Raw genomic sequence first — 23,476 nt, 5'->3', positions numbered from 1 at the left:
CTTCTCTACCCTTTTACAAAATATCTATAAATTCATTGCCGTCAAGCGCACTAATTAACGAAGTTCCAACTCTGATCGAAGACTCTATCACTACATTATGGAGTTTTGAGACAATTGTCACTTTCAGTTCCCTGTTCCCTGGATTTTGACGAATGAGTGAATATAGGTTTTCTAGTACATCCATCTTCTCACTCAGTCTTACAGCCAGGTTTATAGGCTCTAGTGGTGTCTCTTGGATCTCAGTTTTTACCTTTTTACACTCTTTTTTCGCATCTTTTAAAGACATAATTTTTGTCACGCCTATTCTTGTAAACATCTCCGTATGGGTGATCTTTACTTTAAATGCAACAGGCTCCTCTAGATCCATCTCTTCGAGCTCTTTGAGTTTGTCTTCAAAAAGCATAATATCGATATTCCCGTGGAAGTCCATTAGGTTTACTATTCCAAAAGGGTTCCCTTTTTTAGAGATCTTCTTTTGAATCTCTTCCACTTTCCCTATAAAAATAGCAAATGAACCGTCTTTAATAGTCTCTATCTCTGATGAGAGTGAATATTTTAGTTTATCAAGCTCTTCACGATAATCATCCATCGGGTGTCCCGATACATAAAAACCTAACGTATTTTTCTCAAACTCTAAAATCTCTTTGAGTTCATACTCTTCAGAGTTTTTAAGATGCAGTTCAACTGTTGTGATCTCGGCATCATCTCCAAACAAGCTTCCCATAGCATTTTTCTTTGCTTCACTCGCTTTTTTTGCAGTCTCTACAATAAGCTCAATCTGATCAAGTAAAGCTTTTCTTGAATACTCAAACCTATCGAATGCACCTGCTTTGATTGCACTCTCGATCACACGCTTGTTTACTTTTGCAGGGTCTATTCTGTTAACAAAGTCCTGCATAGATTTATAGTCGCCATTTTCACGACGCTCTTTAAGCATCGACTCAATAGCAGCTCCACCAACACCTTTAATAGCGCCAAGTCCAAAAAGAACGATATCCTGATCATCTTTTGTAATTGCAGAGAACTCTAAAAGTGAATCACAAATATCAGGAGGTCCAAGCTCGATCCCCATACGTTTAAGCTCATCGATATAGCGAACAACTTTCTCGGTATTGTCTTTATCTGACGTTAAAAGTGCCGCCATAAACTCGTTTGGATAGTAAGTTTTCAGCCATGCAGTCTGGAATGTTACCATCGCATACGCTGCTGAATGAGATTTATTAAAACCGTATCCCGCGAACTTTTCGATCAGATCAAACAGTTTACTTGCTTTGTCATAATCAAGCCCTTGATCAGCTGCACCTTGAGAGAAAAGCTTATTATACTTCTCCATCTCCTCAACTTTTTTCTTACCCATCGCACGACGAACAATATCCGCACCACCAAGACTCATACCACCAATCGTCTGTACGATCTGCATAACCTGTTCCTGGTAAACGATCATCCCGTATGTCGGTCCCAGTGTATCGGCTAACAAGTCGAAACTTACCTCTTCAAACGGATAGAAAATCCCTTTACGACCGTGTTTACGTTCAATAAAGTCATCCAACATTCCCGATTCCATCGGACCCGGACGGTAAAGTGCAAGTACGGCGATCAAATCCTCAAAGTTTGATGGTTTCAGACGTTTATTCAGGTCCTGCATCCCCGAAGACTCTATCTGGAACATTCCTACTGTGTTACCTGTTTGAATAGTGTCATACACCTTTTTATCGTTTTCATCGATCTGTGTCCAGTCAATTTCACGATCATAACGCAGCTTTACAAGTTTTTTCGCATTGTCGATTACATCAAGCGTTTTTAATCCAAGGAAGTCAAATTTAATTAAGTCAACATCTTCCATATAGTTTAGAGAGTACTGAGTAACGAAAGTATCCTCGCCTGATGGCTTGTAAATCGGTGTCTTCTTCCAAAGTTCCTCATTTGAGATCACAACACCCGCAGCATGCATACCCGAGTTACGCTTCAGACCTTCAAGTTTTTTAGCAAACTCCCATACGCGGGCAGCCTGAGGATCGGTTTCAACCAGTTCACGGATCTTTGGCTCTTTTTGGAAAGCACCGTCAATAAGCTCTCCACCTTTCATCTTCCCGTTTAGTGTAATTCCAAGCTCGTCAGGGATCAGTTTTGCCATCTTGTCAGCTTGAGAAAGCGGCATATCAAGTACACGGGCAACGTCACGAATAACCCCTTTAGCAAGCAGGGAACCGAATGTAATAATCTGTGCCACCTGATCACGACCGTATTTACGGGTAACGTAATCGATCACTTCCCCGCGGCGAGCCTGCATAAAGTCCATATCGATATCGGGCATCGATACACGTTCAGGGTTTAGAAAACGCTCAAAAAGTAAGTCGTACTTCATCGGATCGATATCGGTAATCTCTAAAGCATACGCAACCAAAGACCCCGCGGCAGAACCACGTCCGGGACCAACGGCTACACCCATTCTTTTAGCCTCTTTTACGAAATCCCAAACGATCATCATATAGCCCGGGAATTTCATAGAGTTGATAATATCTATCTCATATTCAAGACGCTCTTTGTACTCTTCATGTCGCTCTTCGGGTACAATTTGAAGTCTAAATTCAAGCCCCTCTCTACATTTATAAGCAAAGTATTCTGCATCGTTTTTATCTGCAGCACCCATCCATTTTTTCTTCTCATCTTCACTAGCATCTTCAGGTAACGGCGGATCATCTTGAAAATCAATATCAAGCCCTTCCTCTTTTGCATACTCTTTTGTAAACTTGAAGTTCGGCGGTGTAGGTGTTTTTACGATCGGAACAAACTCTTCACATTTGTCAACAATCTCTTGCGTATGTAACAGAGCTTCAGGAATATCAGCAAAAAGTCTTTCCATCTGTTCAGGTGATTTGATGTAAAACTCATGGACAGAATGACGCATACGGTTAGGATCGTCATAGAGTTTATTCATCCCGATACACATAAACGCCTCATGGTACTGTGCATCATCAGGGTATGTGTAGTGTGTATCGTTTGTCGCAACAACTTTTATGCCACATTCATGACCAATTTGTAATATCTGCTCATCAATACCCAGCTGATCTCCAATACCGTGACGCATAAGTTCAAGGTAAAAGTCATCTCCGAAAATCTCTTTATACTCAAGTGCTATACGTTTAGCTTCATCGTACCCTTTTGCACCATTTTTGAGGTTTCTCTCGCTTAAATTCAGATGCCAGTTTACTTCACCCTGTAGACATGCACTTGTACAGATAATCCCTTCAGAGTGCTCACGCAACTCTTTTTTATTGATACGAGGAAAGTAGTAAAATCCTTCAATAAATGCCTTTGAAGAGAGATACATAAGATTTTCATACCCTTTTCTGTTTTTTGCAAAAAGACAGATATGAAATCTTTGTTTTGTAGATTTATCATCCATTGTTTCACCGTTATGGATATACCCTTCCATTCCGATGATAGGTTTTAGCCCCGCACCTTTCATTTGTTTGTAAAAATCAATTGCTCCGAACATATTTCCGTGATCGGTCATAGCAACAGAGGTCATACCGAGTTCTTTAACGCGGGAAACTAAGTTTGTAAGCTTATTTGCTCCATCGAGCAGTGAATATTCTGTATGTAAATGTAAGTGGGTAAAAGGATATTTTGACAAAATCGAAACCTTTAAATAGTAGCTAAAATATATAAAAGGATTATAGTCAAATTGACTTAATTAGAGGTAAGAAAGTTGATTTATTTAAGGAGGTGTAAAATAGGTTTAAACCTATTTTACTTTTTCTAAGTATTCACCGTCTACAGTGTTTACTTTTACAGTATCACCTTCTAAAACGTGGTAAGGTACTTGAATAACCGCACCAGTTTCAAGAGTTGCAGGTTTTTTACTTCCACTTGAAGTATCACCTTTGAAGTTTGGCGGTGTTTCAGCAATAACTAATTCCATAGTTTCAGGCGCAGTTACAGAGATAGCATCACCTTTATAGAAAATGATATCTACACTGATACCGTCTTTGAACCATTTTGAAGCATCATCACATTGCTCATGAGTAAGACCGATTTGATCATACGTTTCGTTATCCATAAATTGGAACATCTCACCGTCATCATAAAGGAACTGCATAGTTTTGTAAGTAATTTCTGGTACTTCAAACTTGTCACCAGCGTGAACAGTTTTTTCAACCACTTTTCCGTTTAGGAAACTTTTAATTTTCATACGAACAAACGCCGCACCTTTACCCGGTTTAACGTGTTGGAATTCAACTACTTTGTACGGTACTTCACCAATGATAAGACGTACATTTTTTTTGATATCACCCATACCAATTGTTGCCATAAAAACACCTTGTTAGAAATTTTTTTGCATTGTATAAAAAAACTGCTTAGAAAGAGATTTTTTTTAGACTTCCTGCAAAACTATACAAAGATATGAGAGGATTAAAAAGAGGTAAGATTGTGTAAAACAAATTTTTTAGCCTAACCGTAGTTAAGGTAAAAATATTTTTTTCTGCAAGATTGCCTCTTTTTATTTCTCCCAAAGGGCAAAAATATAAACCTCTTTACTCAGCGTTAGATAACTTCCACCGTAGCTATGGCTACGCTGAAAAACATCTGCCTTGATTAAATTGTTTCTCTTTTTGCTCATACTTTGTATAATTTTACAAGAAGTCTATAGTATAATTCCATTATACATCTAGCCCTAACTTTGACTCTTAGAAGGACAAGCTTATGTACCTTTTTTTATTTAGGAGTAGTTACTATGTTAACAAACAAAGAACTTATCAGAAAATACTACGATATGTGGAACAAAAAAGAGTTTGACAAAGCATCTGAAATTTTAGATGAAAACATCAGCTTTAGAGGTTCTTTAGATATTACAGCTCACGGTCTTGACGAATTTAAAGAGTATGCTACAATGCTTACAACGGCATTTGGAGATCTTTACCATGCAGTTGAAATCACAGTAGTTGAGAACTCTTTAGCAGCGGTATATGTGACATATACGGGTAAACATATCGGAACTATTTTAGGTTGTGAAGCGACAAAAAACAAATTTAATTATACGGGTGCAGCTTTTTTTCAGTTTAGAAACTCTAAAATAGTTTCTATCAATGTTTTAGGTGACTTAAACTCACTCTATAAACAATTACACTAAAGACGGAGATTATGTCTACAAATATTTTTTACACAGTCGTTACAATTGTTCTGACATTTATGCTGATTAAAACGATCTCTTTTTCGCTTGGAAAAATTGCAGGCGTTAAAGGGGTAAGCAGAAGACGACTTTTTTATATCATTAAGTTTTTTAACATTATGATATATATCTCCCTGTTTATAGTTCTGGCAACTATCTGGGGTGTAAAATTTAACGGGCTTATGGTCTTTTTATCATCTATATTTGCCGTCATTGGTATCGCACTTTTTGCCCAGTGGTCAATACTTAGCAACCTGACATCAAGCATCATTATCTTTTTTACTTTTCCTGCAAAAGTTGGTGACAGAGTAAAAGTACTTGACGGAGATGATTCTATAACGGGTGAGATTAAAGAGATCACACCTTTTCAGATCGAGATAGAAGATGATGAACATAATACCATCCTCTATCCCAACAATCTGTTTTTACAAAAACCGATCGTAAAACTGGCAAAAAAACCTATAGAGGAAACTCCTACTCACTAGCACCGTCAGAGGCTTTTTTTGCCGAAGCTTTTGCAGCTTTTAAAATAATAGCCTCATCATTTTTATATGCACGCAACAGTTTTATAGATATCTCTCCCCTGTTTTGTGAAGCCATTTGATAGTTTGTTTCATACGAAATCATTGCCACTACACCCGTTTTTAAATTATTCAGCGAGAACGAAATAGTATGTATCAGTCCAAGCTCATCCATCACCTCGTGTGTAACACTCTCAATACGGTCAAAATCACTATCAACAGAGAATTCAAACTCAACAAGGTTGTTGATAAAACCATCTTTTTTTCTTGAGTAGTTATAAAACACTTTGGTAAAGATATAACTGTTTGGCAGGTAGATAGTTCTTCCTACGTTTTTCACCTCTTTTAGGTTTGTATAATCCCCTATTTCATGAAGTTTTATCTTCATTAGTGAGATATCTACAATATCTCCGATCGTGTGTTTTGTTTCAAACTGCACCATAATTCTATCGCCGATTCTTATCACGTTGCTAAAGAGAATATACACAGAGGCCGCAAGGTTTAAAATCACCTCACGAAGTGCAAGTGTAAGTGCAGCTGCAGCGACACTTAAAAAAGTGATGAAATAAAGCAGATCATCAATATAACGAAAAACTAAAAAGCCTAAGAGAAAAAGAACATAAAGAACAGTAAGGAAGCGATTTCTTTTTCGTGTTAGCCAAAAGAAGGTTTTATAAAGCAGATATGAGATGACAAATACAAAAAGAGTGATAAGATGCTTTTGCAAACTTTGTGTTTCATACTCTTTGTATCTGCTTTGCAGCTCAGATTTGGCATCAAGTAAATTGAGATATGTTTTATCTACATTTTCTTTAAACTCTTCAAAATAAGCAATATCTTTTTTTGAGACATTTTTATGCTTTTTTGCATCATTCTTCAGCATTGAGATCGCAAGATAAAAATCGTTTTTCAGCACAATGTAACGCTCGATCTTATGGTCGAGTTCATTTCTTGTTTTTTTAGAGAGGTATTCATAAAGATTTACGTTTGGCATCGTAAACTTATATGGGTATAAGAGTGTGTCAAACCCTTTGTTTTGCTCATAAAGATCAAGTTTTGATTTTTGCAGTTCAAGTCGCTGGTTTAACTCTGACAAAAGAACGGGATTGTTTTTCGCACGTTTAATTTTACTCTCTATTTTTACAATATTATTTATGATAATCTTATAGTTTTTTGCATTTGTATATGTTTTAATCCATATATTGTCATTTCCCCATATATTCTTTTCCTCTTCGGCTCCAAAAAGAAAAACAACAAGTGTAAAAAGTAAAAAAAATGTTTTCATAACTACTCGATTATTTCTTCATTATTGAGTTCATGAAACTCACTTTCTTCAATAGCATTTTCACTAAAGTATTCTATCTTATTTTCCGCTACATTTAAGTTGGATATATTGGCAATATGAAAAACAGCATCCCCCTCCTGTGCCAAAGGGATTTGAGACTTTCCTATTACTACGCCTCTAAAAGGGGATAAAATCTCTGTCGATTCACCACCTAGCGGATCATCTATATACGCTAAGATATCATCAGTTTCCACGGTATCGCCAAGCGCTTTTATAGTTCTGAGTACTCCACTGCTGTTTGAACGGATCCATTTACTGCTTCTTGTAACAATAGGAACCTTCTTTTTACTTTTCTCTTTAATCTTCGGTAAATTTCCGTTTTCACGCAGCACGTTTATGATCCCTTTTACACCGATGCGAATCGAACTCTCATCAAATCGCAGAGCCTCCCCTGCTTCGTAAAGTAAGATAGGCACTCCGTTTTCCTGTGCTTCAGCTCGAAGTGAACCGTCTCGAAGTTCAGAGTGTAAGACAACAGGTGCTTCGAAAATCTTTGCAAGTTTTCCAGTATATTCATTATCTAGGTTTGTACGAATCTGAGGTAGATTTGTTTTATGGATAGAACCGGTATGAAGATCGATTCCCAAAGAACATTTTGAAACTACTTCATCAAAAAATATCTTTGCAATTCTGGCAGCCAGAGAACCTTTTGAACTTCCCGGAAAACTTCTGTTTAAATCCCTTCGATCGGGTAGATAGCGGGAGAGGTTCATCATCCCGTATACGTTTACAACAGGTACTAGGATCAATGTTCCGCGTATCTTTTTTAAGATACTTAGCTTTTTAAGTCGTCTTATAATCTCAATGCCGTTTAACTCATCACCGTGAATCGCAGCACTAATAAAAACAACCGGACCCTCTTTTTTCCCGCGAATCACGTTTAAAAGAAGGTTTGTCGGTGTATTGTAGAGTTTCGGTAAAGGGATGTTTATAGTTGTAGAGGTCCCTTTTTTTATCTCAACACCGCCAATTTTTAAAGATTCATTTTCCAACTATCTACGCTCCAATGTTATCTTTTTTCGGTCTTTTCTTTTTCATAGTACTTGGATCAGGTGTTACATTTGCTTCAATATATTCCATAATTTTTCCTGCAATATCAATACCCGTTGATTTTTCTATCCCTTCAAGTCCGGGTGAAGAGTTTACCTCCATAACAAGCGGTCCGCGAGCTGAAGGGATCATATCTACACCGCAGATTCCAAGACCCATATGTTTTGCAGCTGCAAGCGCTGTTGCACGCTCTTTACGTGTAAGTTTATGCGCTACTGCACTTCCACCTTGATGCAGGTTTGATCTAAAATCTCCCTCAGCACCTTGACGACGCATAGCACCGACCACTTCACCGTTAACAACAAATGCTCTAATGTCTGCACCGCCCGCTTCTTCAATGTACTCTTGAACCAGTAAGTTTACATCCATTCCGTAAAATGCATCAAGAACCGATTTTGCAGCTTTTTCGCTATCTACTAAAACCACTCCAACACCTTGAGTACCTTCTAAAATTTTAAGTACCAAAGGAGCACCGCCACTTAGTGCGATCACATCTTTTGCACTCGATTTATTCGATGCAAAAATAGTTTTAGGCATATCTACGCCGTTTTTTGAGAGTATCTGTAATGAGCGTAATTTATCACGGCTTCTTTTGATCGCTAAACTTCCCGATGTTGTAAACACTTCCATCATCTCAAAGTGTCTTACCATTGCAGTTCCGTAAAATGTACGACTTGCCCCTATACGAGGGATGATTGCATCGGGAACAGGAAGTGTCTTACCTTGATAGTTGATTTTCAGTTCACCTTTCATAATCTCGATTGAACATTTCAGATAATCAATAACTCTAACTTCCCAACCTTTTTGTTCTGCCGCTTCAACAAGTCTCTTAGTTGAATACAACTCCGCATTTCTCGATAATATATATACTCTCATAGTGCCCTTTCTTAATTTGCTACATACTCTAGTGCGACATCCACTAAAAACTTGTCTTTTAAAAACTTTCTTCCAATCAACATTGGAAACTTCATATCTTTTCTATCTGTTAAAGAGATAACACTCTTATATTTTTTTCCGAAAAATTCTACGTCCACTTTTATAGATGGTCTGATTTGTAGTTCACCATTTGAGCTTTTTACCTTTTTAATTTTATAAATAGGTAACGAAAAACGTTTATCGTTATATGCTTCATGAACATCATCTAAGAGTGTAAAACTTACCGTCTCTCCCTCTACAACTATGTGATCACAATGCAAAGCACTCGAATCAGCTCCCGTATCTACTTTTGCATCAAGATCATACAGTTCCAAATCAAGTATTGAAATTTTTTCCCTGCGCCCAATTATTCTCTTATCCATTTAAACCATCCATAATATACGTCTTTATAGAAATTATAGCACCACTTTTATAAAAAAAATCCTGAGAATTAAAAATCGTATCTCAAACAGAGTGTCAAGGCGTCTAAATCGCTTTTTAGTCCACTTTGTGCTTTGAGTTTTGTTTTTGTGTATTCAAGCCCCACTAAAGAGTTTAAAACAGGACTCCATAAGAGGTTTGCCGTTGTCGTATACGCCTCTTTTGTATTTGTATCGAGCTTTTGCACTTCGTCATTGTTTTTCGTACCGCTAAATGCAAAAGAGAGTGTAGAACGTAACTCACGTGTCCACCAATGGCGATATCCTATATCTCCCCCATATGTAGCTTGAAGTTTAATGTTCCCCTGGGCATCCATTGAACCTGTCGCATAAGAGTTGTAAGCGATGTATCTTCCAAGACCTACACCGTATTGTCCCCCGATGCGGATATCATCAGATCCTACATTGAACTTTGCGGAGATATTCGTACCCCATCCAAAGGCACTATCTTTTCCGATCTCTTCTTGGTTGATGTATCTTCCAAGAAAAGCGATCCCGGCCTCTCCCCATTTTGGATAGTATCGTGCACGAAGAACAAGGTCCGGCAGTATGTCATCTTGCGGAGCAACCATAGTACCGTTTTCATCACGTAGAGTAGTCTCAGGCTGTTCAAACGAGATGTCATAACTAAGAGAGCTTTGCTCGAACGTATATCTAATAAGCGGTTGACGTACCAGCATATCGTTGATCGGCAACTCTATGATGTCTAGTGTTACGACACTGTTAAATGCGGAGTTGGTCTGCCCTACCGTCCAGTTTCCAACCTGTACATATGCATGACGCAGTCTTAAACCACTTGAATTTGTATTTGCCTGTGTACCTGTTACCGAGCCTGCAAAATCTGTCTCGATCAGAGTTCTTATCATCCCGTAGTTTGAAGGTGTTTTTGTTTTTACCCATACCCTGCTGTTTGCGGCATCAAAATTAAGATGCATATTCTCTTCGCTATCCGCCTTTAAAATACTGCCTGCTATATTTTTAGATGTAGGTGCGGCACCACGGACTAAAAGTTCAACTCTACCGCCGACACTCAAAACAGTTTTTTCTGTTTTTAACTCCAAAGAGCCTTTTTGTTGTTTGCTCTCCTGCATCCAGCTCTCTAAGTTTGCCAAACGTGTTTCAACATCCTCTTTTGACGTTTCTCCAAACGCTTGCGTAGAGATCAGGGCTGCCAATGCAATTCTAGAACAGCTTTTGAACATGTGTCACTCCCAAATCTTTATGGCATGATGTACAGATGGTTTCCAACTCTACGATCTCTTGATCGAGCTGTTCTAGTTCATAGTTTTTTGCAATCTTTTCTATCTCTTGAGATTTCTTTTCAAGTGCATCCAAATGTTTGTTAAATGCAACAATGTTATTTTCATTGATATACTTCGTTTGAAGTTTTGCCGTTTTGTCATGGGCTTTTGCAGAGAACTTGTTAATAGCATCTACAAGACTGAGTGCATAACGTCTGCGTTCATCTTCACGTTCAAGTTCACTTTTTTGATTATTTCCAACGATCGTATTGAGATCACGCATAATAAACTGCAACTGGGGCCCCTGCTCTTTATGTGTCTGCGTCTCTGTCATAGAGCATCCGCTCCAACCCAGTAACACGGCACTCACAAATAAAACTTTTTTATACATTTGTTCACACTTTCTCATCTATTTATTTCTAGAATTGTAACATAGAGTGAAGTGGTATGAAAAAAAATAAAACTTTTAAATAGTTCTGCTAAAATATCATCAAAAATTTGAATGAGAATTATAATGTCAACTTTTCCATTAGAAGAAATCGCAGAATATAGAGAAAAACTAGCACAGCACCCTGTCTATGCAGCAGTAAAAAGCATGGATGATCTCAATGTTTTTATGGCGCACCATGTCTACTCTGTTTGGGACTTTATGTCTTTGGCTAAATACCTGCAAAACTGCTTTGCACCTTCACAAACTCCTTGGATGCCGCGAGCCAATACAGATGTACAAAGATTTATAAACGACATCATCCTCGAAGAAGAAACTGATCTGGGACTTCCCCTTGCAGACGGTACACCTACTTATTCAAGCCACTTTGAACTCTATACACAGGCGATGGAAGAGGTAAAAGCAGGCAGTTCTCAAAATGTATATTCATTTTTAAAGAGTGTGCAATACTCTTCTGTGGATGAAGCTTTCAATACACAGATTGCACCTTTTGCTTCTCAAGAGTTTATGAAAACTACATTTGGTTTTATAAAGAGTGACAAACCTCATCTTATTGCAGCTGCTTTTGCTCTTGGACGTGAACATATCATCCCAAAAATGTTTCGCGCACTCTTAGAGAAAATGGCTATAAAACAAGAAGATATACAAGTGTTTCACTACTATCTTGAACGCCACATAGAACTAGACAGCGATCACCATGGTCCTATGTCACTAAAGATGTTGGAAATCCTTTGTGAGGATAATCCAGAAAAGATTGAAGAAGCCAAACAAGCAGCAATTGAAGCGATTGAAGCGAGAATAAAATTCTGGGACGGTGTTTTAGAGGCTATAGAGCAAGAAAGAGCATTTAATTCATACTCACGTAAAAGCATTACAGCCTACTAAAACAGCCTCAATTTTTATGAAATGACAGCTTATTGAATATAGCTGTCCCTATAATGAAAAATGTTACAGCAATAACCAGATAAAAAGCATTTATCAGTTTGTTGTAATCATCTAAAACTATTTTAAATACCGCCATTAACGATTCAATAGAGAGTGCAACAATAATCGATGTTAAGAATTTTATTAACGTTTTGTTTTGTAGATCGCTTTCAAAATTCAATGTTTTAAACAATACATCGTTTTCCAGGATCGTTTTTGCAAGGTCATAAATAGCGAGCCCGATTGTGATCGAGATGATCGATGTAAAGATCTCATGCATCACATCATCCCCTTTAAAATGGGAAAATAACATAGCTATAAAAATGTATCCGCCGTAAAGAATTAAAAATACGGATACAATACCTAATAGCAATGCCCCGCCCGCCATGATCACGGTATTTACTTTGTTAAACAGTGTGTTGTGTTCAATGAGACGTAACTCGCTTAAAAGCGTCAAAATATCAAAGTCGATTACTAAATAATCATCACCTATCTGTTTTACGGCTGTAAGCATTGGCTGACCCGTTATGTGGTGAAGATAGGGATTACTAATATGGATACTTTCCTCTTTAAAGCTAATCCATTTAAAATAGAACGACTTATCTGTCCCGTTACGCTCTTTATACACCTCTCTTCTGCCTATTGTAGGTGTTTGTTGCGTAAAATCCTGATCGACGCTATAGATAAATTCGGCAGACTTTTCAGACTCAAAAAAATGGCTTAAAGCATCCATATCTTTTGAAGAGGGTTGAAAGTTGTGTAATACACTACGGATATAGAACTGTATACTGTTTTTATGTTCAGTATACATCTTAATAACTCTTTTCATAGTAGCCTCCTTTGTACAAGGATCTTATTACACCCTTATACCACCCCTTACATTAAAGCTCAAGGATTTTTAGAAGCTAATGTGAAACTTTAAGTATAAACGGGTTGCGGTTTCCTTGGAGTTTTTCAATCTTTTCATTTCGCTCTTTCTCCCATTCAGTTGGCGGATAGAGTTTATTCCATGTAGTGAACTTTTGGAGTTCCTGTTTTGAAAGTTTCATCCCGTAGCGCTTGTTAAAATAGAGATAATCTCTGGCAATAACGCCTCTTAATTCCTCTTTTACCTTGGCTCTTTTTTCTTTAAAAAGTACATCAAACTTACACGCTCCGTATTGTCCCCCGCTAGCTTCTTCAAAATCAAAACGGAAGTTTTTTCTGTCACCGTTTAGCTCTCCAACGGCAGGAAAAAGGTTGTGCATATCAGCCTGCATAAGTCGGTACTGCTGATTCACCTTCTCGCAGCACTTTCTCCCTTTATAGCTTTTGCCGTTTTTCTTTACACACTGGGCATCACCTTCACGCCAACAGCTAAACTGACGTCCAAAGTTTTCTGCAGGTATGAGATGCTCCCACTCTATACGTCTGGCTCTTTCATTACGTTTGCCTTTTTTTGTGTACTCGTTGCGAGGAATATAACCGCAAGAATCTCTGTCAATCATATTGTTTTTATTTTTATAGTTGTATTTACAGTCACAGTAGATCGTAACCTGATGCCCTTTGTAGATCTGATTTAACATTTTTTTTGACTTGCTAAATGACTCATTAGCCCCAAAAACCAATGTAGTAAAAAGTGTAAGTAAAAGTATCTTTTTTATCATCTAAACTCCTGAGGCGGAGTTATAGAACAACTTTTTCTAAAAAATGGTACGCGTTTTTTTTTAATCTAAAAAGCTAAAGAAGTTATAATGATTTTTTATATTAGTTGTAGTTTTTTAGTGTGTAATTGTGAAAGGATTTTAAGCTCGTCTGTTTACTAAATATGGCATCAGCATAAAAAGCAGCAATGAGATTATATATGCCGTAAATGCCACGCTGTCTCTAGAGTCCAAATATTGTTGAAACGAGATATTTTGCAGCCATAACACTACACTAAACTCTATGCTCAAAAGAAGAAGTAAGGCGATCATACCGACACCCAGTGCATTTACACTTTTAGTGAGCTGCTGCCCCCGTTTCATAATGAAATTTGCCGCAAGGATCATAGTAACCAGCATGATAGGCATCTCGCTAAGTTCTGCCACTCTGGTACCAAGCATCGGCTCTAACCATAAGACCCTAATCGTCCCCAATAGAAAACCCATTCCGAAGACAATTGCGAAGTATGTTAGAGCTTTTTTAAGTACTAAAGTTTTCATATAACACACCTTTTACTGAAAAGTAAGTAAATCAAATTAATTTATAAAGTACTTTTACGTACATACTGCAATAACTTTTGACATTCATTATGAATAGATTCCATAGCTATTAAGTTACCAAGCATATATCCCTGTTCATTCTGAATTGATGAAGACATATCGCAGAGTATCCCACGTCCACTACCTTTAAAAAACTCTTCCTTCTTTTTTCCTTTTCCCAAAAAATATTCATCAGAGTGCTCTCGCATATCTCTTACATCCACTGCATCTTGTGTGGCATGAATGAATGCTTCCAATTGCACTTTAAAGTCTTTTTGAGCATGATTGACAAGTTGTTTTGCAAAGCGAATACTCATTAAAGTTGCAGTAAGAGTATAATGTTCTTCAAACATTCGCTTCTTGTGAAAGCTATTATCAATTGATAATGGCTTATTTATATTATACAAAAAGTTCTCACACCGTTCTACTGCCTCATTAAGCCAGTTCTCTAAAAAGAACTTTGCAGTTTCTTTTTGCTCTATTTTCATTTATCGTCCCTTTTACAACTTAACATTTAAATTAAGAAATATTATAAACAGCTTAGCTTGATATTATCTAAATGGATGATTTTAAAAGAATAAAAATAAAAACAAACATTCCCATTAGGGGAGTAATGGGAATGTAAAGGAGAATTGGGAAAATGGGGAAAAGGTTGTTACTTAACTTCGATACTTTTCGTTTTTACCGATGCATCAACTTTTGGGATCACAACTTCTAGTACACCGTTATCGGTACTTGCCGTAATATTTTCTGTATCTGCATCTTCAGGGAGAGAGAAACTTCTTGAAAACTTTCCAAAGCTTGTTTCCACTTTGTAGTAGTCTTCCTCTTTTACTTCCTCTTTGAAGTTACGCTCACCAGAGATCGTGATGTTACCGTCTTTAACATCTACCTTGATGTCCTCTTTTTTAACACCTGGCAGGTCAACGTCGACATGGTAAGCAAACTCACCTTCACGCGTGTTTACACTCGGTGTAAATGAACTGATGCCACCCTCTTTTTCTTTCACATTGAATGGCTCCATCATTCTTTTCTCTAAAGCTCTGAAATCCCTATATGGATCAAACGCTGTTAAATACATGATTAACTCCTTATATGCGAATTTATGTTTTTGGAAACAGTATTATTGCAAGTAAATAAATTTTTTTTTGCTACTTTAGTTACATAAGTATCCAAATGGTATAATTCCCTTAAAAGTTACCAATTTTAGGAATTATTTTATGGAATTTACCCTCGAAGCAAAAAGTGGCAAAGCTCGTGCTGCTACTATAAAAACTGCACACTCTACGATCAAAACACCTGTATTTATGCCGGTTGGAACAGTTGGAAGTGTTAAGTCTCTTGACGTACACGATGTTTTAGATATGTTGGGAGCTGAAATCATCCTTGCGAACACTTACCATATGTACCTGCGCCCCGGTGATGAAACAGTTAAAAAGATGGGAAAACTCCACGGTTTTACAAAGTACCCAAAAAGCTTTTTAACAGACAGCGGCGGTTTCCAGGCATTCTCACTAAGTGATATGTCTAAACCGAAAGAGGACGGTATTGAATTCCGTTCACACATCGATGGAAGCAAACACTTCTTTACACCGAAAAAAGTTATCGACATCCAGTTAAATCTCGGCTCAGACATTATGATGATCTTAGATGATTTAGTTGCACTTCCAGCTACGCAAGAGCGTATCGCTTTAAGTATCGAGCGTACTACAAAATGGGCGGAGGAATCGATCGAGTATTTCCGCGGGAAACAAGCTGAGGGTGTCGGCGTTGATCAAAACATCTTTGCGATCATCCAAGGGGGAACTGACAAAGCATTCCGTACGAAAAGTGCTCAGGAATTATGTGCCCTTCCTTATGACGGTTTTGCGATCGGCGGTCTTTCAGTCGGTGAAGCAAACCAAGATATGTATGATACTGTAGAACACACAACTCAGTATATGCCGGAAGACAAACCGCGTTACCTTATGGGTGTAGGGACTCCTGAAGACCTGATCGAAAACATCGAGCGCGGGATCGATATGTTTGACTGTGTAATGCCGACAAGAAATGCAAGAAACGGTACTCTTTTTACATCATTCGGTAAGCTAAACATCAAAGGTGCAAAATATAAAGAGGATGAAGCTCCAATCGATCCGGAATGTAACTGTATAACTTGTAAGACATACTCACGTGCATACATTAACCACCTATTCCGCTCACGTGAAATCAGTTACTTTAGATTGGCGACAATCCACAACCTTCACTACTACTTGAATCTTATGAAAGAGTGCCGTGAAGCGATATTAGAAGATAGATTTGCAGAGTTTAAAGCAGATTTTTATCAAAAAAGACAATAAGACACACTTTTAAAAGATTTTTTCGTCATAACAGGATATAATATTTTTATGACTAACATAAACAAATCACTTTATCTGATTGCCATCACGGCAATCACTTTTTTTATGCTTAATGAACTCTCATCCTTATGGTTTGGGATAGAAAAAGAGAAAGAGGCTATCTATCAAAAAGACAAAACTGTCTTAGACAACCTGATGAAAGCTCAACTTGAAAATGTTAAAATCCTCTCAGATCTTTTATCTTCAAACGAGTTTGTTATCAAAGGGTATGAAGAGAATGATCCTGAGATAATAAGAAGATATATTTCCCCAATTTGGAATAAAGTGCGTCATGAAAAACTGACATATGAGATCCATTTTTTCAAACCCCCGGCCATCTCTTTTGTAAACTTTTCAAACTTTAACACTATTGGAAATGATGTTTCTGATGTCAGAGCAGACATACAATGGGTTACAACTTCATTTAAACCGAGTACCCACCTATTGATGTGTAAATCTTACGCAGGACTTCGTGCGACTGAACCTATCTTTGACAAGTACGGAAATATTCTCGGTGGTTTGTCATTAGGGAAAAAAATTGACTGGATTCCTAATGTTTTAAAAGAGAATTCAGAGCATGACAGTTTTTTAGTTTATGAGAGAAATGCTACAAATACCCTTGTACAAAAATACTACAATAGCTTCATAGAAGATAAAGAGATCATCGGTAACTACATCTTGGCTGATCGAACGATCAACATCCCTGCAGAGAAAATTGAGCAGATAGACTTTAAAAAGAAGATTCAAAAGATTGAACTCAATGAAAAAACATATTATCTCAATATCTACCCTATCGTAGATTTCAACAAAAACACGATGGGATATGTATGTACACTCACTACCTTAGATCAGTTTTTTGAAAAGTTTGAGATTGATCTTTTAAAAAGTTTTCTTCTTATATTTGGAACTGCATTCATTATATTTTACCTTACAAGACGAAGAACTAACACAATCTTAAAAAAGATCAGCTTCATCAAACAACTTACAAATAAAATTAAAAATAAAGATTTTACGAGATTGCATGAGATTCCGCTTGCAAAAAATGACAACTCACTATGGGAACTACAAAATAACATTATTACTATGGGGCTGGAACTTGAAAAGAGCTATAACTTTCTCAAAGAAGAGAATAAAGAAAAAGATCAAAAACTTTTTGAACAATTCTATTATGACGCCCTTACGAAACTACCAAACAGAAACAAACTTTTTGAAGACCTGAAATTTGATCCGAGAAGTTTTATTGCACTTCTTGATATTAAAGACTTTAAGCAGATCAATGACGTTTTCGGTTTTGAGATTGGAAACTTGGTTTTAGAACAAGTGACAAAAACATCCCTTACAGAGATTACCGGGTACTACTATAATATTTACCGTATCGGCAGTGACAGATTCATTATTAAAAACAACGTTCTTATGGAGCAAGAGGATTTTATTGAATTTATTCAAAAAATTATGAACTCTATAGAAAATGATACTATCCATACAGATGATGACATAAGTGTTTCTATAGAGATGTACGCAGGTATCTGTTTTGATAAAGAGAGTAAACTTGCAAAAGCTGAAATGGCACTCACAAAAGCGAAACGTCAAAGCAAAGACTACGTAGTTTACAACGAAAACGATACGGAGAAAACACTCCATTCACAAAACCTCAATACGATCAATAAGATAAAAACTGCCGTTGAAAATGACAATATACTTGTCTATTTTCAAGGAATTGTTAATAAAAATGAAAAGATCAGAAAATATGAAGCGCTTGTAAGACTGCAAGACGGTGATACTGTTTTATCTCCGTATTTCTTCCTGGATATTGCCCAAAAAACAAAATACTATCCGAGTATTACAAAAGCTGTTATTACAAAAACATTTGAGCAGTTTGAAGATAAAGAGTTCCTATTTTCAATCAACTTAAGTGCAAGCGATATTCTAAACGAAGAAACAAACAGATTTATTAAACAGCAGCTAAGAGATTCTCATCATGCAAACAATGCCGTCTTTGAGATTTTAGAATCTGAAGAGATCTATAACCTTCAAGATGTACAAAATTTCCTTCAGGAGATAAAACACTTAGGTGCAAAAATCGCCATTGATGACTTTGGAACAGGATATTCAAACTTTTCTCATCTTCTAAACATTGAACCCGATTTCCTGAAAATTGACGGCTCGCTTATCAAAAATATCGATACAGATCTTAGAGCACAACAAGTTGTAAAATCGATCATCACTTTTGCTAAAGAATCAGATATTAAAACAATTGCAGAATTTGTACATTCTCAAGATGTATTTGAAGTTTGTAAAGAGTTAGGTATAGATGAATTTCAGGGGTATCTGTTCTCTGAACCCTCACCCACTATTTAAAGTGGTGTGACGATTCCAAAAAGCTCTTCGAAGTTATATAAAGAGTCCACGTTATTTACAGTATAGCTCTGTGTCGGGTCAAATAACACAAGCTCTGCTGAAGCTCCTACTTCGATTTTACCATTGTCGGTAGTCAGCTTTAAAAGTGTCTCCATATCGATCATCTCAGTTTTTACAAGTTTTGTATAGTATAGAGGCAATGCATCTCCAAGAGCTGAACATCCGTATGCTGCATCGTCAAAAGCAACCTCTTTGTTTACAGGTGAGTTTGGCTGATGCAGTGTTGTAAGTCTATCGATCTCACCATTTCTAAGAAGTTCTTGCAATTTATGCATATCATCTTTTGAGGCAAGCGGCGGATTAATTTTTGCGATCGTATTAAAATCTCTACATGACTCATCGCAACGCATAAGGTGGTGGATAGAAACCTCACAAGAAACCTGTACACCCTCTTGTTTTGCTTTTGAGATAAGTTCTATACTTCTAGGTGATGCGATAGATTTAAAAAGGATTTTGATATCGAAATATCTTGCGATCTCAATCATTCTTGAAACGTGTAATACTTCACTAAGTTCTGGAATACCTGAGAGGCCTAAGTTTGAACTCACATCTCCGTCAAACATAACACCTGAGTGGATCAATGAGTTGTCTTCAGCCTTACAATGAAGTGTAGTGTCGTACATCTTTACATATTCTGCGATCTTAATAGCAATATTGTTTTTCGCAATTGTGCTCATATATGGTGATGATGCACCTTTTTTCAAAAGTATAGCGATGTTTGAAAGGCTTAAATCATCTTGTAAAGTGTTAAGCATAAGATCAATTTGTACATCGTCAATATCTTTAATACTGTTTTTCGCATATTCTAAAACAATTTCATTATCAATTGCAGGAGTTGAATGAGGGTTAAGTACAACTCTGCCCACTCCGCCTTTTTTTGCTTCTGCCGCTATTGCATTGATATTTTTTGCATTAAGTGTAGCATCAAGCAGACTTACGTTTTTATCTACTAATGCAGGAAGAAGATATGCACCTTTTGCGTCTATTATCTCTTCATCCGTTAAAGATGTTCCAAGTTCAACGATCTTACCGTCGACGATCTTTACATCTAACTCTTTACAACCGTCAACATCATACACTTTTGCATTTGTTATAACCATGCTTACACCACCTCTGATTCTGATATAATTACGATATTATAAAGAAAAAAGGCTTAAGAGTTGCGTTTTATACTACTAATTTTTTTACTTTCTTCTTTTCTTTTCGGGAAAACTCCTTACGAGAAAGGAAAAGAGCTTTATATGCAAAAAGGGTGTTTCACTTGCCATGGTCACAAAGCTGAAGGGATTCAACGTGCTCCGTTTCTTGCAAACCGTTCAAAAGGTTTTCTAAGCTATAAACTCAAACGTTTTAGAAGCGGAAAAGCAGATACCCAGGCACAAGAGATTATGATCAGTTTTACAAGCGATCTTAGCGATGAAGATATCGACAACTTAACAACTTTTTTCGAAAATTATCATGACGAAGCAAATGGTGAACGTTATGACGACAGTTATCAAACATGGGGAGACGGCGGTTCATGAAACTACTAGTATCTGCACTTGAGCATTCTGCAAATGTGCATCTTACATCACTAAAAAAAGAGCTTGGCGATGATGTCGAGTTTATCGGTATCTTTGACAAAAAACTGGGTAACCCGATCATAGACTTACAATCACTCGCCATTATGGGGATCGTTGATGCGCTAAAAAAACTGCGTTTCTTCTTTAAACTTGCAGATCAGATGGTTGAACTCTCAGCTGATGCCGATAAGGTACTTTTGATCGACTCTTCCGGTTTTCATCTCCCCCTTGCAAAAAAGATCAAAAAGAGATATCCCGATAAAGAGATCATCTACTACATCCTTCCGCAAGCTTGGGCATGGAAGAAAAAAAGAATTCCCGTATTGGCTAAGACAATAGACAAACTTGCGTCTATCTTGCCTTTTGAGCCTTCGTACTATCCAAAAGAGGCAAATATAGAATATGTAGGACATCCGCTGCTTGATCAGATCACTGTTTTTAACGAGCAACTCTCTTCGAAGGTAAACTCTATAGCTTATCTTCCGGGAAGCAGAAAAAGTGAGATCAGAAGATTGATGCCGATTTTTCGTGAAGTGATCGCAGAATTAAACATTCCTGCAACCCTTGTAATTCCAAAACATTTTTCACAAGAAGAAGTGAAAGAGCTTTATGGTGATTTGAGCGATATAACTGTTTCACATGATACACATACAACACTGCACGATGTTGATTTCGCATTTATATGCAGCGGGACGGCAACACTTGAAGCTTCTTTAATCGGCACTCCGTTTATCCTCGTCTATAAAGCAAAAGCACTTGATTATTTCATCGGCAGCAGACTTGTAAAACTTGACTATGTAGGGCTAGGAAATATTTTACTCCAAAAGTACAACAATACTTCTTTGCATCCTGAATTTTTGCAAGATGAAGTAACAAAAGAGAATTTACTGGAAAGTTTTCATAACTATAAAAGAGACAACTTTTTACAAAATTCAAAACTGCTTAGGGAATATCTTGGACATGGATCTTCCAAAAGAGTAGCACAAATCATAAAACAATAACATAAAGTAGAACTTTACGCTTTAGGTATACAATTCTATGTTATACTTTTTTATTATTTCAATAACAATAGGGACAACATGAAATTTTTTCTAAAACTTATGCTTGTTTTTCTCTCATTTGCCACTCTTGTAAACGGTGCAGGTTTTTTAATGCCTGATCAAGCGTTTCAACCATATGCAAAAGTAAATGAGAAGATGGAGATCGAAGCTGGAATTACTCTCGGTGAAGAGATCTATCTTTATGAAAAACAATTAAAAATGGAACTTCTTAACAGCAAAGATGTTTCAATCAAAAACATTCAAAAACCTACACCTGTAGAGCATCACGGTGATGCAGTATATTTGGATTCACCTAAATATACCCTCACACTACAGGACACTTCATCTAATCCGGGTGTAAAAGATATAAAACTAAAAATCTCTTACCAAGGGTGTTCGGAACAGGGTTTATGTTACGAGCCCTACTCTAAAGAGTTTGATCTGCAGGTTGATACTTCTAAACTATCTAGAGAATCAGCAGCAAAAGAGGAACCTAAAGCTGAAACAGCTGAAAAGTCTGAAACAGACCTAATCTCAGATACTATCAAAAACAGCGGATTTTTTGTAATACTCGCAACGTTTTTTGTATTTGGGATACTACTTTCTCTGACACCGTGTGTATTTCCTATGATCCCGATTATTTCCGGTGTTATCATCTCTCAAGGAGAAGGTTTAACAACTAGAAAAGCGTTTGTACTTTCTGTTGTATATGTACTAGCAATGGCAATTGCATACACGATCGCAGGTGTTTTAGCTGGACTGTTTGGTTCAAACCTCCAAGCAGCACTGCAGACTCCATGGGTAGTATACTCGTTTGCAGGTGTTTTTGTAGCCCTTGCAATGTCTATGTTTGGGTTTTATGAACTAAAACTTCCAGATGCAATTGTTTCAAGAGTGAGCCAGAACTCATCTAAAACCGGTTTTATCGGTGTCGCTATTATGGGATTTTTATCTGCTTTAATCGTAGGACCTTGTGTTGCAGCTCCACTTGCAGGTGCTCTAGTATATATTGGTCAAACAGGAGATGCACTTTTAGGTGCTGCAGCTCTGTTTAGTATGAGTATCGGTATGGGTCTTCCTCTTATTTTAGTAGGTGTGAGTGCAGGTAAGTTTATGCCGAAACCTGGAGCTTGGATGACTATGGTAAACGCTACTTTCGGCGTTATCATGCTGGCAGTTGCTATCTGGATGCTTGAAAAAGTGATTCCGGCTGACGTTGCTATTCTTCTGTATGGATTATTAGGTCTTAGTTTTGCTCTGTATCTAGGTGCATTTAACAATGAGGGGCATATCTTTAAACGCAGTGTTGCCGTTATCCTTTTTATCTATTCTCTTACCCTCTTTTTAAGCTTTTTAGCGGGCAAAGCGAGTTTAACAAAACCACTTGAGTTTTTAGCGGGCAAAAGTGTTGCCTCTCAAGTAATTCAGAGTGAAGAGCTTCACTTTGAGGTTATCACTTCAATAGCTGAGTTAGATGCTGTTTTAGAACAGAACAAAGGGAAAAAAATCATGCTGGACTTCTCTGCTGAGTGGTGTGTAGCGTGTAAAGAGTTTGATGAGATCACTTTTAGAGACCCTTCTGTAATTTCTGAGCTTAAAGATTTTGTTTTAGTGCGTGCAGATGTAACTGCAAACGATGAAAATACAAAAGCATTAAATAAAAAATATGGAGTATTCGGTCCTCCGGTACTCATCTTTTTTGATGAAGAGCTCAACCCTATAAACGCTAAAACAATAGTAGGTTTTACTGAGCCTCAAAAATTTTTAACACACCTTAAAACTGTTTACTAGGAGCTTTA

Annotated in this window: 22 protein-coding genes; 8 read left to right on the top strand and 14 right to left on the bottom strand. The window is 37.2% G+C overall.

Going from position 1 to position 23,476, the window contains the following annotated elements; all coding sequences use genetic code 11:
- Window positions 1-13: 13 nt before the first annotated feature.
- Window positions 14-3,637, bottom strand: a complete 3,624-nt coding sequence (gene dnaE, locus FJR03_RS04930) for a DNA polymerase III subunit alpha (protein WP_193114537.1) — start codon at window positions 3,635-3,637, stop codon at window positions 14-16.
- 111 nt (window positions 3,638-3,748) lie between these two features.
- Window positions 3,749-4,315: an elongation factor P gene (gene efp / locus FJR03_RS04925; RefSeq protein WP_193114536.1), complete on the bottom strand. Its 567-nt coding sequence runs from the start codon at window positions 4,313-4,315 to the stop codon at window positions 3,749-3,751.
- Window positions 4,316-4,738: 423 nt separating this feature from the next.
- Between efp and FJR03_RS04920 the strand changes: the two genes are divergently transcribed.
- Together FJR03_RS04920 and FJR03_RS04915 are read left to right on the top strand one after the other, a co-directional pair.
- A complete protein-coding gene (locus FJR03_RS04920) occupies window positions 4,739-5,134 on the top strand; it encodes an ester cyclase (RefSeq protein ID WP_193114535.1) in 396 nt (131 codons plus the stop codon).
- 11 nt (window positions 5,135-5,145) lie between these two features.
- Window positions 5,146-5,658 (top strand): mechanosensitive ion channel domain-containing protein, encoded by a 513-nt coding sequence (locus tag FJR03_RS04915; protein ID WP_193114534.1) that lies wholly within the window; start codon window positions 5,146-5,148, stop codon window positions 5,656-5,658.
- Here the strand turns inward: FJR03_RS04915 and FJR03_RS04910 are convergent.
- The 6 genes from FJR03_RS04910 to FJR03_RS04885 form a co-directional block, all read right to left on the bottom strand.
- Window positions 5,648-6,979, bottom strand: a complete 1,332-nt coding sequence (locus tag FJR03_RS04910; protein ID WP_193114533.1) for a mechanosensitive ion channel domain-containing protein — start codon at window positions 6,977-6,979, stop codon at window positions 5,648-5,650. The two genes, FJR03_RS04915 and FJR03_RS04910, sit on opposite strands and share 11 nt — an antisense overlap.
- 2 nt (window positions 6,980-6,981) lie before the next feature.
- Window positions 6,982-8,031 (bottom strand): succinylglutamate desuccinylase/aspartoacylase family protein, encoded by a 1,050-nt coding sequence (locus tag FJR03_RS04905; protein ID WP_193114532.1) that lies wholly within the window; start codon window positions 8,029-8,031, stop codon window positions 6,982-6,984.
- A 4-nt stretch (window positions 8,032-8,035) separates the two neighbouring features.
- Window positions 8,036-8,965, bottom strand: a complete 930-nt coding sequence (rimK, locus tag FJR03_RS04900) for a 30S ribosomal protein S6--L-glutamate ligase (protein WP_193114531.1) — start codon at window positions 8,963-8,965, stop codon at window positions 8,036-8,038.
- 11 nt (window positions 8,966-8,976) lie between these two features.
- On the bottom strand, window positions 8,977-9,387 hold the full coding sequence (locus tag FJR03_RS04895) for an ATP-dependent zinc protease family protein (RefSeq protein ID WP_193114530.1): 411 nt from the start codon (window positions 9,385-9,387) through the stop codon (window positions 8,977-8,979).
- 68 nt (window positions 9,388-9,455) lie between these two features.
- A complete protein-coding gene (locus FJR03_RS04890; protein ID WP_193114529.1) occupies window positions 9,456-10,646 on the bottom strand; it encodes a DcaP family trimeric outer membrane transporter in 1,191 nt (396 codons plus the stop codon).
- Complete coding sequence (locus FJR03_RS04885; protein ID WP_193114528.1) at window positions 10,627-11,094, bottom strand: hypothetical protein; 468 nt, start codon at window positions 11,092-11,094, stop codon at window positions 10,627-10,629. The genes FJR03_RS04890 and FJR03_RS04885 overlap by 20 nt, the downstream gene beginning before the upstream one ends.
- Before the next feature lie 105 nt (window positions 11,095-11,199).
- On the opposite strand from FJR03_RS04885, the gene FJR03_RS04880 reads away from it, so the two are divergent.
- A complete protein-coding gene (locus FJR03_RS04880) occupies window positions 11,200-12,018 on the top strand; it encodes a DUF3050 domain-containing protein (RefSeq protein ID WP_193114527.1) in 819 nt (272 codons plus the stop codon).
- Between the two features lie 7 nt (window positions 12,019-12,025).
- On the opposite strand, the gene FJR03_RS04875 is transcribed toward FJR03_RS04880, so the two are convergent.
- The 5 genes from FJR03_RS04875 to FJR03_RS04855 form a co-directional block, all read right to left on the bottom strand.
- Window positions 12,026-12,886 carry a hypothetical protein gene (locus FJR03_RS04875; RefSeq protein WP_193114526.1) on the bottom strand — a complete coding sequence of 287 codons (861 nt, stop codon included), beginning with the start codon at window positions 12,884-12,886 and terminating at the stop codon, window positions 12,026-12,028.
- Window positions 12,887-12,962: 76 nt separating this feature from the next.
- Window positions 12,963-13,703 carry an endonuclease gene (locus tag FJR03_RS04870; protein WP_226962182.1) on the bottom strand — a complete coding sequence of 247 codons (741 nt, stop codon included), beginning with the start codon at window positions 13,701-13,703 and terminating at the stop codon, window positions 12,963-12,965.
- A gap of 138 nt (window positions 13,704-13,841) precedes the next feature.
- On the bottom strand, window positions 13,842-14,240 hold the full coding sequence (locus tag FJR03_RS04865) for a hypothetical protein (RefSeq protein ID WP_193114525.1): 399 nt from the start codon (window positions 14,238-14,240) through the stop codon (window positions 13,842-13,844).
- Between the two features lie 41 nt (window positions 14,241-14,281).
- Window positions 14,282-14,767: a hypothetical protein gene (locus tag FJR03_RS04860; RefSeq protein WP_193114524.1), complete on the bottom strand. Its 486-nt coding sequence runs from the start codon at window positions 14,765-14,767 to the stop codon at window positions 14,282-14,284.
- A 167-nt stretch (window positions 14,768-14,934) separates the two neighbouring features.
- Window positions 14,935-15,360, bottom strand: coding sequence for an Hsp20/alpha crystallin family protein (locus tag FJR03_RS04855; RefSeq protein ID WP_193114523.1), 426 nt, complete (start codon window positions 15,358-15,360; stop codon window positions 14,935-14,937).
- Between the two features lie 139 nt (window positions 15,361-15,499).
- On the opposite strand from FJR03_RS04855, the gene tgt reads away from it, so the two are divergent.
- Both tgt and FJR03_RS04845 read left to right on the top strand, forming a co-directional pair.
- A complete protein-coding gene (gene tgt, locus FJR03_RS04850; protein ID WP_193114522.1) occupies window positions 15,500-16,618 on the top strand; it encodes a tRNA guanosine(34) transglycosylase Tgt in 1,119 nt (372 codons plus the stop codon).
- 48 nt (window positions 16,619-16,666) lie between these two features.
- Entirely contained in the window at window positions 16,667-19,015 is a 2,349-nt protein-coding gene (locus FJR03_RS04845; protein WP_193114521.1) for an EAL domain-containing protein, read from the top strand.
- Here FJR03_RS04845 and FJR03_RS04840 read toward each other — a convergent pair.
- Complete coding sequence (locus FJR03_RS04840) at window positions 19,012-20,175, bottom strand: amidohydrolase family protein (RefSeq protein WP_193114520.1); 1,164 nt, start codon at window positions 20,173-20,175, stop codon at window positions 19,012-19,014. The two genes, FJR03_RS04845 and FJR03_RS04840, sit on opposite strands and share 4 nt — an antisense overlap.
- 60 nt (window positions 20,176-20,235) lie before the next feature.
- On the opposite strand from FJR03_RS04840, the gene FJR03_RS04835 reads away from it, so the two are divergent.
- The 3 genes from FJR03_RS04835 (at window position 20,236) to dsbD (ending at window position 23,468) form a co-directional block, all read left to right on the top strand.
- Window positions 20,236-20,598 (top strand): c-type cytochrome, encoded by a 363-nt coding sequence (locus FJR03_RS04835; RefSeq protein WP_193114519.1) that lies wholly within the window; start codon window positions 20,236-20,238, stop codon window positions 20,596-20,598.
- Window positions 20,595-21,638 carry a lipid-A-disaccharide synthase gene (gene lpxB, locus FJR03_RS04830; protein WP_193114518.1) on the top strand — a complete coding sequence of 348 codons (1,044 nt, stop codon included), beginning with the start codon at window positions 20,595-20,597 and terminating at the stop codon, window positions 21,636-21,638. Before FJR03_RS04835 ends, lpxB begins: the two co-directional genes overlap by 4 nt.
- A 78-nt stretch (window positions 21,639-21,716) precedes the next feature.
- Window positions 21,717-23,468: a protein-disulfide reductase DsbD gene (dsbD, locus tag FJR03_RS04825; RefSeq protein WP_193114517.1), complete on the top strand. Its 1,752-nt coding sequence runs from the start codon at window positions 21,717-21,719 to the stop codon at window positions 23,466-23,468.
- Window positions 23,469-23,476 lie beyond the last annotated feature (8 nt).

This window comes from Sulfurimonas marina (assembly GCF_014905095.1).
In the GTDB taxonomy this organism is placed as follows: domain Bacteria; phylum Campylobacterota; class Campylobacteria; order Campylobacterales; family Sulfurimonadaceae; genus Sulfurimonas; species Sulfurimonas marina.
The sequence above is the reverse complement of the archived record's forward strand: the minus strand, read 5'-3'. Positions and strand labels throughout refer to the sequence as shown.

Excerpts from the sequence above, each read along its gene's own strand:
- FJR03_RS04870 (WP_226962182.1), bottom strand. The coding sequence starts at position 13,703 with ATGATAAAAAAGATACTTTTACTTACACTTTTTACTACATTGGTTTTT.
- FJR03_RS04895 (WP_193114530.1), bottom strand. The coding sequence starts at position 9,387 with ATGGATAAGAGAATAATTGGGCGCAGGGAAAAAATTTCAATACTTGAT.
- FJR03_RS04920 (WP_193114535.1), top strand. The coding sequence starts at position 4,739 with ATGTTAACAAACAAAGAACTTATCAGAAAATACTACGATATGTGGAAC.
- FJR03_RS04890 (WP_193114529.1), bottom strand. The coding sequence starts at position 10,646 with ATGTTCAAAAGCTGTTCTAGAATTGCATTGGCAGCCCTGATCTCTACG.
- FJR03_RS04915 (WP_193114534.1), top strand. The coding sequence starts at position 5,146 with ATGTCTACAAATATTTTTTACACAGTCGTTACAATTGTTCTGACATTT.
- lpxB (WP_193114518.1), top strand. The coding sequence starts at position 20,595 with ATGAAACTACTAGTATCTGCACTTGAGCATTCTGCAAATGTGCATCTT.
- rimK (WP_193114531.1), bottom strand. The coding sequence starts at position 8,965 with ATGAGAGTATATATATTATCGAGAAATGCGGAGTTGTATTCAACTAAG.
- FJR03_RS04860 (WP_193114524.1), bottom strand. The coding sequence starts at position 14,767 with ATGAAAATAGAGCAAAAAGAAACTGCAAAGTTCTTTTTAGAGAACTGG.
- FJR03_RS04910 (WP_193114533.1), bottom strand. The coding sequence starts at position 6,979 with ATGAAAACATTTTTTTTACTTTTTACACTTGTTGTTTTTCTTTTTGGA.
- efp (WP_193114536.1), bottom strand. The coding sequence starts at position 4,315 with ATGGCAACAATTGGTATGGGTGATATCAAAAAAAATGTACGTCTTATC.
- FJR03_RS04880 (WP_193114527.1), top strand. The coding sequence starts at position 11,200 with ATGTCAACTTTTCCATTAGAAGAAATCGCAGAATATAGAGAAAAACTA.
- dsbD (WP_193114517.1), top strand. The coding sequence starts at position 21,717 with ATGAAATTTTTTCTAAAACTTATGCTTGTTTTTCTCTCATTTGCCACT.
- tgt (WP_193114522.1), top strand. The coding sequence starts at position 15,500 with ATGGAATTTACCCTCGAAGCAAAAAGTGGCAAAGCTCGTGCTGCTACT.
- FJR03_RS04840 (WP_193114520.1), bottom strand. The coding sequence starts at position 20,175 with ATGGTTATAACAAATGCAAAAGTGTATGATGTTGACGGTTGTAAAGAG.
- FJR03_RS04885 (WP_193114528.1), bottom strand. The coding sequence starts at position 11,094 with ATGAGAAAGTGTGAACAAATGTATAAAAAAGTTTTATTTGTGAGTGCC.
- FJR03_RS04845 (WP_193114521.1), top strand. The coding sequence starts at position 16,667 with ATGACTAACATAAACAAATCACTTTATCTGATTGCCATCACGGCAATC.
- FJR03_RS04875 (WP_193114526.1), bottom strand. The coding sequence starts at position 12,886 with ATGAAAAGAGTTATTAAGATGTATACTGAACATAAAAACAGTATACAG.
- FJR03_RS04855 (WP_193114523.1), bottom strand. The coding sequence starts at position 15,360 with ATGTATTTAACAGCGTTTGATCCATATAGGGATTTCAGAGCTTTAGAG.
- FJR03_RS04865 (WP_193114525.1), bottom strand. The coding sequence starts at position 14,240 with ATGAAAACTTTAGTACTTAAAAAAGCTCTAACATACTTCGCAATTGTC.